13 protein-coding genes and 1 riboswitch are annotated in these 15,260 nt (G+C 72.1%); of the genes, 7 read left to right on the forward strand and 6 right to left on the reverse strand.

Annotation, left to right across the window (positions count from 1 at the left end; translation table 11 throughout):
- Nucleotides 1-19 precede the first annotated feature (19 nt).
- Genes EV384_RS04325 through EV384_RS04340 form a run of 4 tightly spaced genes read right to left on the reverse strand, consistent with a single transcriptional unit; the run spans nucleotide 20 to nucleotide 3,797 of the window.
- Complete coding sequence (locus tag EV384_RS04325; RefSeq protein ID WP_130330342.1) at nucleotides 20-670, reverse strand: aminodeoxychorismate/anthranilate synthase component II; 651 nt, start codon at nucleotides 668-670, stop codon at nucleotides 20-22.
- Between the two features lie 4 nt (nucleotides 671-674).
- The gene (locus EV384_RS04330; RefSeq protein ID WP_130330344.1) at nucleotides 675-953 is read right to left on the reverse strand and encodes a hypothetical protein; all 279 of its coding nucleotides are present in this window, start codon (nucleotides 951-953) and stop codon (nucleotides 675-677) included.
- A 2-nt stretch (nucleotides 954-955) separates the two neighbouring features.
- Nucleotides 956-2,995, reverse strand: a complete 2,040-nt coding sequence (locus EV384_RS35770; RefSeq protein WP_278045587.1) for a class E sortase — start codon at nucleotides 2,993-2,995, stop codon at nucleotides 956-958.
- Nucleotides 2,988-3,797, reverse strand: a complete 810-nt coding sequence (locus EV384_RS04340; protein WP_130330346.1) for a DUF881 domain-containing protein — start codon at nucleotides 3,795-3,797, stop codon at nucleotides 2,988-2,990. Before EV384_RS04340 ends, EV384_RS35770 begins: the two co-directional genes overlap by 8 nt.
- A gap of 229 nt (nucleotides 3,798-4,026) precedes the next feature.
- Between EV384_RS04340 and EV384_RS04345 the strand changes: the two genes are divergently transcribed.
- The 5 genes from EV384_RS04345 (at nucleotide 4,027) to EV384_RS04365 (ending at nucleotide 10,510) form a co-directional block, all read left to right on the forward strand.
- On the forward strand, nucleotides 4,027-4,290 hold the full coding sequence (locus EV384_RS04345) for a cell division protein CrgA (RefSeq protein WP_091126805.1): 264 nt from the start codon (nucleotides 4,027-4,029) through the stop codon (nucleotides 4,288-4,290).
- Nucleotides 4,291-4,659: 369 nt separating this feature from the next.
- Complete coding sequence (locus EV384_RS04350) at nucleotides 4,660-6,858, forward strand: (Fe-S)-binding protein (RefSeq protein ID WP_130330348.1); 2,199 nt, start codon at nucleotides 4,660-4,662, stop codon at nucleotides 6,856-6,858.
- Nucleotides 6,859-7,024: 166 nt separating this feature from the next.
- Complete coding sequence (locus EV384_RS04355; RefSeq protein WP_130340229.1) at nucleotides 7,025-8,332, forward strand: hemolysin family protein; 1,308 nt, start codon at nucleotides 7,025-7,027, stop codon at nucleotides 8,330-8,332.
- On the forward strand, nucleotides 8,325-9,329 hold the full coding sequence (locus EV384_RS04360) for a hemolysin family protein (protein WP_130330350.1): 1,005 nt from the start codon (nucleotides 8,325-8,327) through the stop codon (nucleotides 9,327-9,329). The genes EV384_RS04355 and EV384_RS04360 overlap by 8 nt, the downstream gene beginning before the upstream one ends.
- 179 nt (nucleotides 9,330-9,508) lie before the next feature.
- Nucleotides 9,509-10,510 (forward strand): C40 family peptidase, encoded by a 1,002-nt coding sequence (locus EV384_RS04365; protein ID WP_207232232.1) that lies wholly within the window; start codon nucleotides 9,509-9,511, stop codon nucleotides 10,508-10,510.
- Between the two features lie 63 nt (nucleotides 10,511-10,573).
- Here the strand turns inward: EV384_RS04365 and EV384_RS35775 are convergent, their stop codons facing one another.
- Nucleotides 10,574-11,353 carry a hypothetical protein gene (locus tag EV384_RS35775; protein WP_242623934.1) on the reverse strand — a complete coding sequence of 260 codons (780 nt, stop codon included), beginning with the start codon at nucleotides 11,351-11,353 and terminating at the stop codon, nucleotides 10,574-10,576.
- On the reverse strand, nucleotides 11,302-12,609 hold the full coding sequence (locus EV384_RS35780) for an N-acetylmuramoyl-L-alanine amidase (protein ID WP_242623935.1): 1,308 nt from the start codon (nucleotides 12,607-12,609) through the stop codon (nucleotides 11,302-11,304). Before EV384_RS35780 ends, EV384_RS35775 begins: the two co-directional genes overlap by 52 nt.
- A gap of 234 nt (nucleotides 12,610-12,843) precedes the next feature.
- Nucleotides 12,844-12,979, forward strand: a riboswitch (cyclic di-AMP (ydaO/yuaA leader).
- 61 nt (nucleotides 12,980-13,040) lie between these two features.
- Between EV384_RS35780 and EV384_RS04375 the strand changes: the two genes are divergently transcribed.
- Together EV384_RS04375 and EV384_RS04380 are read left to right on the forward strand one after the other, a co-directional pair.
- Nucleotides 13,041-14,027 (forward strand): C40 family peptidase, encoded by a 987-nt coding sequence (locus EV384_RS04375; RefSeq protein ID WP_242623936.1) that lies wholly within the window; start codon nucleotides 13,041-13,043, stop codon nucleotides 14,025-14,027.
- Nucleotides 14,028-14,439: 412 nt separating this feature from the next.
- On the forward strand, nucleotides 14,440-15,183 hold the full coding sequence (locus EV384_RS04380) for a phosphotransferase family protein (RefSeq protein WP_207232233.1): 744 nt from the start codon (nucleotides 14,440-14,442) through the stop codon (nucleotides 15,181-15,183).
- Nucleotides 15,184-15,260 lie beyond the last annotated feature (77 nt).

Genomic DNA, 15,260 nt, shown 5'->3' on the forward strand with positions numbered 1-15,260 from the left:
TCCGGACCGGAAAGCCGCGTCAGGCGGCGGCGAAGGCGGCCCGGCGGCGAGCGTCCACCTCGGCGGCCAGCTCCGGGGCACGTTCGAGCGCCTCCGGGTAGCCGCAGACGGCCAGCCAGTTCGCCAGCATGAGGTGCCCGCCCTCGGTCAGCACCGACTCGGGGTGGAACTGGACCCCCTCGATCGGCAGCGTCCGGTGCCGCATCGCCATCACCACGCCGGACTCCGTCCGGCCGGTGACCTCCAGCTCGTCCGGCAGCGTCTCCGGCAGCACGGCCAGCGAGTGGTACCGGGTCGCGGTGAACGGGTCCGGCAGCCCGGCGAGCACCCCGACCCCCTGGTGGCGTACCTCGGAGGTCTTGCCGTGCAGCAGCTCGGGCGCCCGGGTGACGGTCGCGCCGAACGCCTCGCCGATGGCCTGGTGACCGAGGCAGACGCCGAAGAGGGGCAGCTTGCCGGCGTACTCCCGGATGACGTCCAGGCAGATGCCGGCGCGGTCGGGACTGCCCGGCCCCGGGGAGAGCAGCACGCCGTCCGCGCCCACCTGACCGACCTCGGCGACGTCGATCTCGTCGTTGCGCCGGACCTCGCAGTCGACGCCGAGCTGGCCCAGGTACTGCACCAGGTTGAAGACGAACGAGTCGTAGTTGTCGATCACCAGGACGCGCATCGATTCACCTGCTCGGGGTCGAGGGCGGGGCGTTGTTCGTTTCGGTGCTGTACGGCAGTTCCTCGTCGGTGGGCGCGTTGCTGGGCACGGTGAGGTCGCCCTCCTGGCCCCCGGTGTCGCCGGAGTCCTGGGTGACCTGGACGTCGTCGAAGGGGAGCAGCGGCTCCGCCCACGGGAAGACCACGAACCAGAGCAGCGCCACCGTCGCGGCGGTGAGCAGCACCGAGCCGACCAGCTTGCCGGCCAGCCCGAACGGGAGCTTGCGCCAGATCCACGCGTACATCGTCAGCCTCCCAGCTCCGCCGGGCGACCTGCCGACTTGGCCTGGGCGTGGTCCAGCCGGGCATGGATGATCAGGCGCTGGTAGTTGTCGAACTTGGGGTTGCAGGTGGTCAGGGTGAGCAGCTTCTCGGTCGGCTCGGCGTTCGGCTTCATCGGCACCGGCGCCACCACCTCGACCTGGTTCGGCTTGACGATGTGGCTCCGGTAGACCTTGTAGATGAACCACTCGGTCTTGCCCTCGACCACGATGTCGTCGCCGGTCCTGAGCTCGTCCAGCCGCCAGAAGGTGGCCCGGATGCGGTGCCCCGCCACGGCGAAGTTGCCCACCTCGCCGGGGAGCGCGCTCTTCGGGTAGTGGCCCGGGGCGTACCGGATGTCGTCCTGGCTGACCCCCTCGACCACCACCCAGTGCTTGTCGAACTTGGGGATGTAGAGGCCGGCGATCGGCTTGCCCTCCACCGGCGGCCCGGGCTTCGCGCTGGGCGCGGTCGGCCCGACGGTCGGGTCGGGTGCCCACTCCTGCGCCAGCTCGCTGGTCAGGTCGTTCTGATGGGCGTCGACGATGACCGACTTGCCCCAGATCTCGTAGCCGGCGAAGAGTAGCACCACCAGGCCGAAGGTGATCAGCACCTCGCCGGTGAGCCGGACGCCGGTCCGCAGCCGGGACGCCAGGGAGGGGCGGGTGAGCTCGGAGTAGACGCTCTTGTAGCCCTCGCCGGTCTGCTCGGGACGGAGCTGCACGACCCGTTCGCCCCGGCGCGGGCGCGGCGGCTCGGCCGGGGTGTCGGTCTCACCGTCGGGTCCGTCGCCGGTGTCCCGGACGGGCGGTACGGCGCCCATCAGCGCGGTCGAGTCCAGGCCCGGGCGGCTGGCCGGTCGACCGGTGACGGCCGGGATCACGGCCGTGGCCGCCGGGTCCACGGGACCCGCACCGGCTCCCGGCCGCACCGGGCCGCCGTCGGCCGGCGTGCCGGCACGGGTGACGCCGTCGGTGGGCGTGCCACCCCGCCCGACTCCGACGCCCGGCGTTGCACCCCGGGCCACGCCGTCGGCCGGCGCTCCGGCCCGGGTGACGCCCTCGCCCGGCGCTCCGGCCCGGAGGACGCCGCCCGCCGGGGTTCCGGCCGCGGTTGCGTCGCCGGCCCGGGCGTCGGCGGGCGTTCCGGCACGAGGTGCGCCGGGGGTCCGTCCGGCGTTGCCGGTGGCGGGCGAGCCGCCGTCCGGGGCCGCCGCGGATCGGTTCTCCGCCCGGCTGCTCACCTTGGGAATGATCGCGGTCGGGGCGTCGCCGACGGCCGCTGGACGTACGCCCGGGGTGGTGGGCTGGGCCGCGGGGGGACGGGCGGTGGGCCCGTCGGCGGTCCGGGCAGCGGCGGCGCGGGCCGGCGGCGCCTCGGCGGGGCCGGGGCCGGCCGGCCGGCGGTCCGGCTGCTCGCCGAACGGGGTCGCGGCGCTGCGCATCACCGGCTCGCCCGGACGGCGTGGCACCTGCTCGGCCGGGCCGCGCTCAGCCTGCTCCGCCGGGTCGGCCTGGCGGGCCGGAAGCTGGTCGGCCGGGTAGCGTGGGGCCGGGTCGGCCTGGCGGGCCGGAAGCTGGTCGGCCGGGTGGCGTGCGACCTGGTCGGCCGGCGCGGCGGGGGGAATCCGGGGCGCGGGCTCGTCGGCGGGACGGTGCCCGGCCCGTTCGGCAGCGACCTGCCAGGCAGGGGGCGCCGACCGGCGTGGCTCATGGGCGGGGGCGGCCGGCGCCGACGGTCGTGCCTGGGCGTTTCCGGGCCAGGCCGGTGGCGGGGACCGGTACGGGTCGACCGGGGCGGCGGGGGCGCCGGTCGGGCCCGGGGTGTCCGGCCGGTGCGCCGGCGCCGGCGCGGGCGCTGGTGGACGGGGCGCCGGGGAGCGGGGCCCGGTCGGCTCCGGCCAGGGCAGGTCGAGCGCGGGTCGGGGCGGGGCCGGACGGTCGATCTTGGGGAGGAACGCGGTCGGGTCCTCGCTCTGGTCGCGGTGGCGCCCGTCCTGCCCCGCGGGGCGGCCGTCTTCAGTCACCGGGCACCGTCGCGGACTGGAGGGCCGTCGAGTCCTCGAACGCCGGCACGGTCACCATGGACACCCTCTCGGAGTAGCCGAGCTGGTAGTGGCTGACCGCTTCCCTGAACCACCGGACTCCCTCGGACTCGGCGAGCGCCTGCTGGAGGGCAGCGGGATCGCCGATCGCAACGATCTTGAAAGGAGGGGAGTACACCCGGCCGTGCAGCAGCAGGGTGTTACCGACGCAGCGTACCGCGCTGGTGCTGAGCACGCGGACATTCATGATTGACATGGCCTCGGCGCCGCCCGCCCAGAGCGCGTTCACGACCGCCTGGACGTCGCCCTGGTGGACGACCAGGTCGTCGTTGCTGGCACCTTTGGGCAGCGCCTGGTCGTTGCGCCGGGGCGCGTCGTTCAGCTCGACGGTGACCCCGGTGCCGGTGAGCGCGGTGAACCCGGCGGCCTGCCGGCTGGCGGCGGCCCGGTCCCGCTGGTCCTTGATCGGGCCGTCGGTGTCGGCGAGGGCGGCGGTCTGGCTCTCGACCTCGGCGCGCAGCCGCGCGGCGCGCTGCTCGCTCGCCTCGACCTGCTCGCGCCGGTCCTCGATCAGCTGGGTGAGCTGGGGTCGCCGGTCCTCCCGCAGGGAGGTGCCGCCGGCGGTGGTCGCGGTGGTGGTGAAGAGCAGTCCCGCCGCGGCGGCGATCAGCGGCACCCCGATCGACCAGCCCGGTCGTCGCTGCCGTGGCCGCCGCGGCAGGAGGCCGGCAACGGCCCGCCGGAGGACCTTCTGCCAGGAGGCGGCGCCGGACGTGTACTCCACCGGGCGTTTCCTTCCCCGTCGTCTCGGGCCGGTCCGCGAGGCGCGGACCGTGCTGCTCGACCCGAAAAGTCCCACCCTTTTCGGTCACTCCGTGCACCGGCCTGACCCCATTCGTGGCCGGGACGGTCCGTCGGGACTACGCTAGCTGTCGAACATTATTGGCCATGGACCGTCGCCCCCGCGCCCGGTTGTCAGGCCGGACGAGGTCGTCACCCCTCTGGAGAGCGTCGTGCCCAAGTCTCAGGTCCGCAAGAAGAAGGTGTACACCCCGCCGACGGACGTGCGTCCGACGGCGACGGCGGCGACGCGCAAGCCTAGCCCGGTCTGGCTGCCGATCACCGCCGTCGCGCTGATCGTCGCCGGGATCGGCTGGCTGGTCGTGTACTACCTCTCCGAGCAGGCGTACCCGGTCATGTCGTGGGGTTACTGGAACCTCGCGGTGGGCTTCGGCGCGATGGTCGCCTCGCTGATTCTGCTTTCCCGCTGGCGCTGACCGGCGCGACGTCCGGCCCGGTTCCCCGTCCGGGGGCCGGGCCGTCGGCGTGTGGTGCGTCGGGTCGGCCGCCGCCGCCGGCCGGCCCCGCGGCCGCGTCCGCGGCGGATGTACGTCACGCCACGACGCCCCTGCCCGGCGCGCGCCGCCCGGTCCACCTAAGGTGTCCGCAGGGCGGCGTGGCCGGATGCGAGATGACTCACGTTACTGCTGGGTAACCTTGCGCGTAGGCTGCACTGCATGACCGAGCGGAGCGAGGTCATCGACCGGTCGGGTCGGGGCAGCGGGAGCGGCGCAACGCCACCCGCGCCGTGAGCCGTACCCGGTCGCCGAGCCGCTCGACAGGCAGCAGACCGGGAGGCCAACTCGATGGGCAGCGTCCAGATCGTCACCACGATCCTCGCGGCCGCCATCACCGCCGTGGCGGTGTGGCTTGCGGTGCGCGCGGTCATGAAGATGACGGCCGTCATCCGGCTCGGGCAACCCGCCCCAGAGCGGTTCACCGACAAGGGCGCCCGCGCGAAGACCATGCTGGTGGAGACCGCCGGTCACACCCGCATGCTGAAGTGGAGCGTGGTGGGCGCCGCGCACTGGTTCGTGATGGTCGGCTTCATCGTGCTGTCGCTGCTGGTGCTCGAGGCGTACTTCGAGGTGGTCACCCCGACCGGCGGGCTGCCGATCATCGGGCACTGGACGATCTTCGGCCTGGCCACCGAGGTCATCGGCGTGCTGGGCCTGGTCGGCATCCTGGTGCTGATGGCGATCCGGCTGCGCAACCGGCCCACCCGGCCGGGCGGGCGCTCCCGGTTCACCGGCTCGACGATGTGGCAGGGCTACTTCGTCGAGTGGATCGTGCTGCTGGTCCTGATCTTCGGGTTCGTGATCCGGGGCTTCAAGGTCGCCACCGACCACTTCGAGTACCCGGTCTGGGCCACCCCGGTCAGCCACGCGGTCGGGGCGGTGCTGCCCGACTGGCAGGACGGGGCCAGCGTCGCCGCGCTCATCAAGATCGTTATCTCGATGACCTGGCTGATCGTCATCTCGCTGAACGTGACCATGGGTGTCGCCTGGCACCGCTTCCTGGCGTTCCCCAACATCTTCTTCAAGCGGGAGCCGGCCAAGCCCGCCGGGTCCGGCCTCGGCGCGCTGCGGCCGATGATGAGCGACGGCAAGCCGCTCGACTTCGAGGAGGCCGACCCGGAGAAGGATCAGTTCGGCGTCGCCCAGGTCGAGCAGTTCTCCTGGAAGGGCCTGCTGGACTTCAGCACCTGCACCGAGTGCGGTCGCTGCCAGTCGCAGTGCCCGGCCTGGAACACCGGCAAGCCGCTGTCGCCGAAGCTGCTCGTGCTGAGCCTCCGCGACCACGCGTACGCCAAGGCGCCGTACCTGCTGGCCGGCGGCGGCAAGGACCTGACCGGTGAGGAGAAGGCCACCGCCGCGCAGCTCGCCCACATGGACGTGCTGGCCCTCGCCGAGGCCGAGAGGCCGCTGATCGGCACCGCCGAGGAGGGTGGTGTCATCGACCCGGACGTGCTCTGGTCCTGCACCACCTGCGGTGCCTGCGTCGAGCAGTGCCCGGTCGACATCGAGCACGTCGACCACATCGTCGACATGCGCCGCTACCAGGTGCTGATCGAGTCGAGCTTCCCGTCCGAGGCCGGCGTCATGCTGCGCAACCTGGAGAACAAGGGCAACCCGTGGGGCGCCCCGCAGAACACCCGCGAGGACTGGACCAAGGGCCTCGACTTCGAGGTGCCGCGGGTCGGTGAGGTCGAGGACTTCGAGTACCTGTTCTGGGTCGGCTGCGCCGGCGCGTTCGAGGACCGGGCCAAGAAGACCACCCGGGCGGTCGCCACGCTGCTCAACGAGGCCGGCGTGACGTTCGCGATCCTCGGCGAGGGCGAGACCTGCTCCGGCGACCCGGCCCGCCGGATCGGCAACGAGTTCGTCTTCCAGATGCTCGCCCAGCAGAACGTCGAGACCCTCAACGAGGCGTTCGAGGGTCGGGAGAAGGCCAAGCGCAAGATCGTGGCCACCTGCCCGCACTGCTTCAACACCCTGGGCAACGAGTACGGCCAGCTCGGCGGCGAGTTCGAGGTGGTCCACCACACCCAGCTCCTGGCCCACCTGGTCAGCACGGGCAAGCTCACCCCGGTGCAGCCGGTCGACGGCGGCGTGACCTACCACGACCCCTGCTACCTGGGCCGGCACAACCGGGTCTTCGCCGCGCCGCGTGAGGTGCTCGGCGACGCGATCCAGGGCGAGCTCACCGAGATGCCGCGCAACAGCGAGCGCTCCTTCTGCTGCGGTGCCGGCGGCGCCCGGATGTGGATGGAGGAGAAGATCGGCAAGCGGATCAACGTGGACCGGGTCGAGGAGGCCATGGCCACCGGGGCGAAGACGGTCGCCGTCGGCTGCCCGTTCTGCTCGACGATGCTCAACGACGGGGTCAACGGCAAGGGCGCCGGCGAGCAGGTCGAGGTCATCGACGTGGCCAGCGTGCTGCTCCGCTCGGTCAAGCCGGAAGCCGCGCCGGGCGAGAAGGAGACCGCGCCGGTCGCCGGCTGAGGTCGTACCCCGCGACAGCTCACGCACGACGGCGGTGGCACCCACGAGGTGCCACCGCCGTCGTCGTCCCAGGAGGCGCCCGCCACCACGGCCGGGCGCGAACTCGTGCCCCGGGCCGGCCCGTGCCACAATCTCGCTCATCGACGGTTTATTGCTCGGCACGCTGTTGCCCCTGGTCGGCTTCGTGCTGCTGACCGCCGGCAACGCGTTCTTCGTCGCGGCCGAATTCGCCCTGGTCACCGTCGACCGCGCCGAGATCGACCGGCGGGCCGCCGCCGGCGACGCCCGGGCCGTCACCGTACGCACGGCGCTGCGGGAGCTCTCCTTCCAGCTCTCCGGCGCGCAGCTCGGCATCACCATCACCGCGCTGCTCACCGGCTACCTGGCCGAACCGGCCCTGGCCCGGCTCTTCACCCCGCTGCTGCGACCCGTCGGCGGCGCCGACCGGTTCAGCCCGCTGCTCGCCCTGGCCCTCGCGACGCTGATCTCGATGCTCTTCGGCGAGCTGGTGCCGAAGAACCTGGCGCTGGCCCGGCCGATGCCGGCCGCGCTGGCCACCGCCGCGCCGATGCGCGGCTTCGCCCGGGCGTTCCGCTGGCTGATCCGGGGGCTGAACAACGCCGCGAACCGGCTGGTCCGCCAGCTCGGCGTGGAGCCGCAGGAGGAGCTGGCCAGCGCCCGGTCACCCGAGGAGCTGGGGCTCCTCGCGGCGATCTCCGCCCGGGCCGGCGCGCTGCCGCCGGACACCGCGATGCTGCTGCGCCGGACCATCCGCTTCGGCGACAAGCGGGCCGCCGAGGCGATGACCCCCCGGGTCGACGTGATCGCGCTGCGGGCCACCGCCACGGTGGCCGAGCTGCTGAGCCTCTCCCAGCAGACCGGGCGGACCAGGTTCCCGGTCTTCGAGGAGACCCTGGACCTGGTCACCGGGGTGGCCGGGGTGCCGGACGCGCTCGGCGTGCCGCTGGACCGCCGGGCGTCCACCACCGTCGCCGCGGTCGCCCGGGAACCGGTGTACGTCCCGGAGAGCCTGGACCTGGACGGCGTCCTCGCCGCGCTGAAGGCGGCCGGCGCCGACCTCGCCATCGTGGTCGACGAGTATGGCGGCACGGACGGCGTGGTGACCGTGGAGGACCTGGTCGAGGAGCTGGTCGGGGAGATCGCCGACGAGTTCGACCCGGATGCGGTCCACCACCTCGGGCCGGCCGAGCTGACCGTGCCGGGCGGCGAGCGGACCGTCCTGGTGGACGGTGTGCTGCGCGAGGACGAGCTGGCCGAGCAGACCGGCTTCCGGCTGCCCGAGGGCCCGTACGAGACCCTGGCGGGCTTCCTGATGGCCCGGCTCGGCCACATCCCGGTGCCGGGCGAGACGGTCGCGGAGGGCGGGCACGAGTTCACCGTGGTCGAGGTCGAGCGGCACCGGATCGAGCAGGTCCGGGTGCTCCGTCCGGAGGAGCCCGACGACGATGACTGAGCTGCTGCTCGCCGTCCTGCTGCTGCTCGGCAACGCCTTCTTCGTGGGCAGCGAGTTCGCGCTGATCGCCTCCCGCCGTACGGTGCTCGAACCGCTCGCCGCCAGCTCCAAGCGGGCCCGGTGGGCGCTGTCGGCGATGAACCAGATCCCGCTGATGATCGCCGGGGCACAGCTCGGGATCACCATCTGCTCGCTGGGGCTGGGCGCGATCGCCGAGCCGGCGCTGGCCCACCTGCTGGAGACGCCGTTCGAGGCGCTCGGACTGCCCGTCGGCGCAGTGCACCCGCTGGCGTTCGTGATCGCCCTCGGGGTCGTGGTCTTCCTGCACACCGTGGTCGGCGAGATGGTGCCGAAGAACATCACCCTGGCCGGGCCGGAGCCGTCGGCGCTCTGGCTGGGGCCGGCGATGCTGGCGTTCTGCGTGGCCACCAAGCCGCTGTTGCTGGCGATGAAGTGGTCGGCCCGGCAGGTGCTGCGGCTGTGGCGGGTCGAGGCGACCGAGGCAGTGAAGACGGTGTTCACGGCGGAGGAGCTGGCCGGGCTGGTCTCCCAGGCGCGTACCGAGGGGCTGCTCGACGCGGAGGAGCATGCCCGGATCACCGGCGCGCTCGCCCTGCACAGCCGGACGGCGGCGGACGCGTTGCAGCCGTGGTCGACGGTGACCACGGTGGCCGAGGACGTCTCACCCGCCTCGCTGGAGGTGCTGGCCACCGGCACCGGCCGGTCCCGCTTCCCGGTGGTCCAGCGCTCCACCCGCCGGGTGCTCGGCTTCGTGCACGTCAAGGACGTGCTCGGGTACGCCGGCGCGCGCCGGCGCGAGCCGGTGCCGGCGGAGGTCTACCGGCCGCTGGCCGTGGTGCCGCCGGACCGTACGCTGGCCGACCTCCTGCTGTCGATGCGGCGCGAGCGGCGGCACATGGTCCTGGTGAGTGACGGCCGCCGGCCGCTCGGTGTGGTGACACTCGATGACGTATTGACAGCGATCGTTGGAAAGTGAATGAATACCCTTGGTGTGCAAGCGGTTGCTCAGACGTGATTGAACAAATGGCCGCCTTGATATCACCCCGCGCCTTCCCTAATGTGGGGCACCGACCGCTGTGGGTCGTCTGCCTCGATCTTCCCCCTCACGAGGCGCCCGGCGGTCGGTTGCAAAAGGAGTCGGTGCCGGTGGCAACCATGCCCCCTCATCGTCACGCCCGGAGTCAGCCGCCCGTCCGACCGGTCGGCGCGCGCCGGGTCGTACACCGTCTGCTCACCCTGGTCGCTGCCGTCGCCGTCGGCGCCGGACTCGTCGCCGCGCCGGCGCACGCCGCGCCGTCCGTGGACGAGATCGAGGCGCAGATCGACAAGCAGTGGGAGCAGTTGGAGCCCACCATTGAGGGCTACAACAAGGTTCGCGCCCAGCTGAAGGTCAACAAGAAGAAGTCGGCGGACCTGCAGAAGAAGATGGCGCCGCTGGAGCTGGAGTCCGCGCTCGCCATGAACCGGGTCGGCGACCTGGCCTCCCGCTACTACATGCGGGGCCCGTCCCAGGAGGTCGGCGCCCTGCTGGTCGACGCCAAGCCCGGGACGCTCGCCGAGCAGCTCACCATCCTCGACCGGCTGGCCGCCCAGCAGCGCAAGCAGGTCGCCGGGATCCTCGCCATCCGCGACAAGTACAACCGCGAGAAGCAGAAGCTCGACGCGCTGATCGCCACCCAGGTCAAGCAGGAAGCCGAGCTGAGGGCGAAGAAGAAGCAGATCGACGCCGAGATCAAGCGCCTCACCGCCTCGCTGCCGAAGACCACCGTGAAGGTGGCGGGCTGCCCGACCATCAACGGCGTGGTCAGCAGCGCCGCGCAGACCGCCATCCGGGTCGCCTGCCAGCAGGTCGGTGACCCGTACGTCTGGGGCGCCACCGGCCCGAACTCGTTCGACTGCTCCGGCCTCACCCAGTACGCCTACAAGGCGGCGGGCATCTACCTCACCCACTTCACCGGAGCCCAGTGGAACGAGGGCCGAGCGGTCTCCCGCTCCGACGCCCGCCCCGGTGATCTGGTCTTCTTCTACAGCGACCTGCACCACGTCGGCCTCTACCTCGGCAACGGCCTGATGGTGCACGCGCCCCGGACCGGCAAGCCGGTCCAGGTGACGCAGGTCAACTACATGCCGGTGGCCGGCTACCGCCGGGTCACCTGATCCGATCCGACGACGAAGGCCCCCGGTCGAGCTGACCGGGGGCCTTCGTCGTGGATGCGATGACTACTGCGGCGCGCCCACCGCGGCCGGCAGGATCAGCACGTCGTCCAGGTTCGCGAACATCACCCGGTGGCCGAACTGGATCTGCACGTACCGGTTCTCGCCCCGGACCACCGTCCGGTCGCCGGGGGCGGAGCCGTCAAAGGAGACCGCCCGGTAGTACTCGCCCGGCAGGACGCCGCCGAGCGCGTACCGCTGGCCCGCCGGGAAGGTGTACTGCAACGGCGAGATCGACTGGTACGGGATGGTGGCCGGGTAGGCCGCCTGCTCCGGGTAGGCCCGCCCGTACACCGGGATGGTGGCCCTGCCCGGCTTCGGGGTCACCACGAAGCCCTGCGCCCACTTCGCCGTCGGCGCCGAGGCCGGGTTGAGGAACCAGGCCTTCTGGCCGAGGTACCAGATCGCGGTCCAGTCACCCTGGACGTCCGCCAGGGCGTACGTCTGACCGGCCGAGGCGCGGGCGCCGTGGTCGGAGACGTACATGGTGTCCGGCGTGCCGTTCGGCCGCAGGCCGCGGTCGTTGACCAGCGGGGCGTCCGGGCTCGGCGCGGTGCGCAGGATGACCGAGGAGGAGGCGCGCAGCGGGCACGGCACGGCCGGCGGCACCGGCTTCGGCACGCCCGGCGGCTGCTGGTTGCAGCCGATGAAGGCCGGCTGGTTGGTGGCGTAGTCCGGGTCGATGGTGACCAGGCCGGTCTGCGGCGTGCCGGTCGAGTGGAACGGCGCCTTCATCAGGTCGAAGTAGTGCGACCAGTCCCAGTACGGGCCCGGGTCCCAGTGCATCCCGGCCACGTTGCCGGCAACGGTGCCGGGGACGTTGTCGTGGCCGAGGATGTGCTGCCGGCCAGCGGGATCTGGAACCGCAGCGCCAGGTGCCGGACCAGCTTGGCCGAGGTCCGGTACATCGCCTCGGTGTACCAGGTGCCGTGGCCGGCGAAGCCCTCGTGCTCGATGCCGATGGACTTGGCGTTGACGTACCAGTTGCCGGCGTGCCAGCCGACGTCCTTCGCCTTGATGTGCTGGGCCACGTAGCCGTCCACCGAGCGCAGCGTGTAGTGCCAGCCCAGGTAGGTCTTGGTCTGCACCAGCTTCACGCTCGGGCCGAAGTAGCCCTCGGTGTCGTGGATGACGATGTACTCGATCTTCTGCTGGGCCGGCCGGTCGCCGAGGTCGTGGTTGCCGTAGTCGCCCGGGTTCGGGCCGTACTTCTCGTACGGCGCGGGGATCCACTCACAGGCCAGGCGGACCGGGCATTCCAGGCCGTCGGGCCGCTCGGCGCGGCGCAGCCCGAGCCGGTGCAGCCCGGACTCGTCGGGGGTCACCTCCCGGGCGGCGAGGGTGACCCGCTGGCCGTCGTCGGTGGTCCGGGCGGCACCGACGCTGATCTGGTCGTACACCTCGTCGGCGAAGGCCGCCGCGGCGTCCTCGGTGTCCGCGCCGGAGTACCGGGCCACCGCGCCGTACCAGGCCGCCGGGTCGCTGCCGGCGCCGACCGGCGCGGCCAGTTCCCGCTGGTACGACGCGAGCAGCGCCGCCCCGCCGCGGATGTTGGCGGTGGCGTCGGTGCGCAACGTCTCCTCGGGTACGCCGGTGAGCGCGGCGGCGGCGTCGAGGGTCTGCAGGGACGCCCGTGGCAGCAGGTCCCCGGTCGGCTCGGCCGCCACGGTGGAATCGACGACCAGGGGCCGGGACTCGTCGCCCCGGGGGTCCTCGTTCTCGTCGACGTGCGAGCCGGAGGGCGTGGCGGCGACCTGGTCGGCGTCGGTCAGGTGCATCGGCCCGTAGCCGCCGCTGGTGCTGGGCTGGCCGGGGTGGGTGTCCCAGCGGGACTCCAGGTACGACACGCCGAGCAGGACGCTCTCCGGCACGCCGTATTCGGCCGCGGCCGCGGCGTACTGCTGCTGACGGTCGGTGGGTTCGGTCGGTCCGGCGGTGAGGGGTTCCGCGGCGACCGGTCCGGTGGAGAGGAGCGCGGTGGCCGCCGCCATGGCGGCGGCGAGCAGGATCCGGCCGCGTGGCGGCGAGGGTGGGCGGTGCATGGAACCTCCCGGTCAGGTGGGGGTAACTGCGTGCTCACCCTCGCCCCGGAGGCAGTCTCGGGTCAATACTTACCTGTAAACGATGTTCGATGAAAGTTTTCTTCAGCCGGTTCTCGCCGGATCCGAACTTCGGGTACGGAGTGTCACGGCGTCGCGGGTTGCGGATCAATAACAGCCATCTCTACTCTGGTCAATCGTCGGCCGGTGTGTGCACCGTCCAACCCGGGTGGTGACGGTCCGACACCGCCGAGTCGCCTCCGGGCGAGCCGGGGACCCAGGTAACCGGGGTGAATCCGCAGCACTGCGGTAGGGCGGCTCCCTTCCCGTCCGAACCCGTCAGCTAACCCGGTAGGCGGTCAGCGAAGAAGGAGTACGGAAGCCCGGTGGCACACCATGCCCCGCGGCGACCGTCGGTCCGGTCGGTCGACCGGATGACGGCTGCGCCGCGTCCACGCTGGTCCCGCTTCACCACCGCACTCGCCGCCCTGGCCGGCACCGCCGTCATCCTGACCGGCGGCGCCACGGCGGCCCACGCCGAACCGACGGTCGCCGAGATCGAGCGCCAGATCGACCAGGACTGGAACAAGCTCGAACCGATCATCGAGCAGCACAACGCCACTCGCCAGGACCTAGCCGTCAAGCGGAAGCAGGCGGCGGCCCTGGCCAAGCAGATCACCCCGTTGCAGCTCCAGGTCGACCTCGCCATGGGCCAGGTCGGCGGTCTCGCCGCCGACGCGTACAAGGGCGACAACCTGTCGACCGTGAACGCGCTGCTGGGCAGCCGGTCGCCGAGCGACGTGGTCGCCGGCCTCGAACTGCTTGACCGCTTCGCCCACCGTCAGCAGCAGCAGGTGCGCAACGTCGTCGTACTCCGCGACCAGCTGGCCGCCAAGAAGAAGCCGCTGGACGAGATGGTCGCCCAGCTGACCCGGACCGAGGCCCAGCTCGCGGCGAAGAAGAAGCAGATCAACGCCGAGATCGCCCGCCTCGACAAGCTCCGGCTGAAGGTCTACGGCAGCGGCGGCGGCGGTCCGCTGCGGCCCGCGCCCTGTCCGTCCGGCTATCCGGGCGGCCCCGCCGGAATCGCGGTCAAGTTCGCCTGCGCCCAGATCGGCAAGATCTACGTCTGGGGCGCCGCCGGCCCGGACCACTACGACTGCTCCGGCCTGACCATGGCCGCCTGGGCCAAGGCCGGCGTCTCGCTGCCGCACAACGCCCGCCAGCAGCACGACGTCACCCGCCGGGTGAGCCGGAGCGAGCTGCGCGCCGGGGACCTCGTCTTCTACTACAGCGACCTGCACCACGTCGCCATGTACGTCGGCGGCGGCTGGGTGGTGCACGCCTCCCAGTCCGGCAAGCCGATCACGATGAAACGCGTCGACGACGGCCAGATCAACAGCTACGGCCGACCGGGCTGATCCACCGGAAGGGGCTCCCGCGTGGCGGGGGCCCCCTTCCGCCGTCAGCGGATCGGCCAGGTGCGCCAGAGATGCCATGCGGGCTTGGCTGTCACTGGTGGCGGTGGTCATCGTGCCTCTCACCTGCGGCGGGAGTGGTGAGGCGTGGGGGACATCGGTGGCCGGTCGCGAACCTGTGACGGCCTGGAGACGGCCTGGCGGTCGCGGAAACCGAACGCCAGGCCTGCTCCGCTGACCGGAATCGAAGCGCACTGTCAGCTTGGGCAAGATCGGCTCGAAGGGTCGCGTTCCGCCTGTTCGTCGCGCTCTCAGGTGGTGGGGTTGACTGTGGCGTGTCGACGTAGAAGCCGGCGCGCAGTCGCACGAGATAACCCCGGCGACGTCGGTGGTCATTTCCGCAATGATGGCCGACATGGACGTAGACGAGGTCGAGGTTGTCGTCGCCCATAACGAGCGCGCGACCCTGCGCGTCGGCGACGTGTTCGTGAAGATCGACGCTGATCAGACCCGCACCGACGTCGAGGTCGAGGCGATGGCGATGGCGCCGGTCCCAACCCCGGAGATCCTGTGGCGGAAGCCGCCCGTACTCGCGCTCGCCGCTCTCCCGGGGACGGCACTCGGCCACCTCGGCGAGCCATCTACCGCTTCGTCGGCCGCGTGGGCCGCGGCGGGTGCCGCCGCCCGGATGCTGCACGACGCGCCGCTGCCGCCATGGCCCGGTCGGAGCCTCGACGAGCTCGCATCGCGCCTCGCCGATGAGTGCGAGTGGCTCGTCGCCAACGACGTCCTTCCCGCCGACGTGGTCACACGCAACCGCCGGCTCGCCGAGACTGCGCTCCGGCCGTGGACACCGGTGTTCATCCACGGCGACCTGCAGGTCGACCACGTCTTCGTCGCCGGTGACGAGGTCACCGGCGTCGTCGACTGGTCCGAGGCGTCCCAGGGCGACGCGCTCTTCGACCTCGCCGTCCTCACGCTCGGACACAAGGAGCACCTTGGCGACGTCGTCGCCGGCTACGGCACCGACGTCGACCGCGACCTCATCCGCGCATGGTGGTCGTTGCGATGCCTGACTAACGTACGCTGGCTGGCCGAGCACGGCTACGGCTCGCCGGACGAGTTCCCCGAGGTCGCCGTGCTGCGATCCCGGCCGTAAGGCTGCAATAGCCCGCCTGCTACGAGTGCCCGTTCTGCCGCGATCGCCGGGCCATCTCCCGAAACCCGTCGTCTTCC

Origin of the sequence: Micromonospora kangleipakensis, from assembly GCF_004217615.1 — a bacterium.
Lineage (GTDB): Bacteria > Actinomycetota > Actinomycetes > Mycobacteriales > Micromonosporaceae > Micromonospora > Micromonospora kangleipakensis.

What these genes read in the sequence shown, in the direction of transcription:
- EV384_RS04325 (WP_130330342.1), bottom strand. Translation starts at nt 670, where the DNA reads ATGCGCGTCCTGGTGATCGACAACTACGACTCGTTCGTCTTCAACCTG.
- EV384_RS04330 (WP_130330344.1), bottom strand. Translation starts at nt 953, where the DNA reads ATGTACGCGTGGATCTGGCGCAAGCTCCCGTTCGGGCTGGCCGGCAAG.
- EV384_RS04350 (WP_130330348.1), top strand. Translation starts at nt 4,660, where the DNA reads ATGGGCAGCGTCCAGATCGTCACCACGATCCTCGCGGCCGCCATCACC.
- EV384_RS04360 (WP_130330350.1), top strand. Translation starts at nt 8,325, where the DNA reads ATGACTGAGCTGCTGCTCGCCGTCCTGCTGCTGCTCGGCAACGCCTTC.
- EV384_RS04365 (WP_207232232.1), top strand. Translation starts at nt 9,509, where the DNA reads ATGCCCCCTCATCGTCACGCCCGGAGTCAGCCGCCCGTCCGACCGGTC.
- EV384_RS35775 (WP_242623934.1), bottom strand. Translation starts at nt 11,353, where the DNA reads ATGCACTGGGACCCGGGCCCGTACTGGGACTGGTCGCACTACTTCGAC.
- EV384_RS35780 (WP_242623935.1), bottom strand. Translation starts at nt 12,609, where the DNA reads ATGCACCGCCCACCCTCGCCGCCACGCGGCCGGATCCTGCTCGCCGCC.
- EV384_RS04375 (WP_242623936.1), top strand. Translation starts at nt 13,041, where the DNA reads ATGACGGCTGCGCCGCGTCCACGCTGGTCCCGCTTCACCACCGCACTC.
- EV384_RS04380 (WP_207232233.1), top strand. Translation starts at nt 14,440, where the DNA reads ATGGACGTAGACGAGGTCGAGGTTGTCGTCGCCCATAACGAGCGCGCG.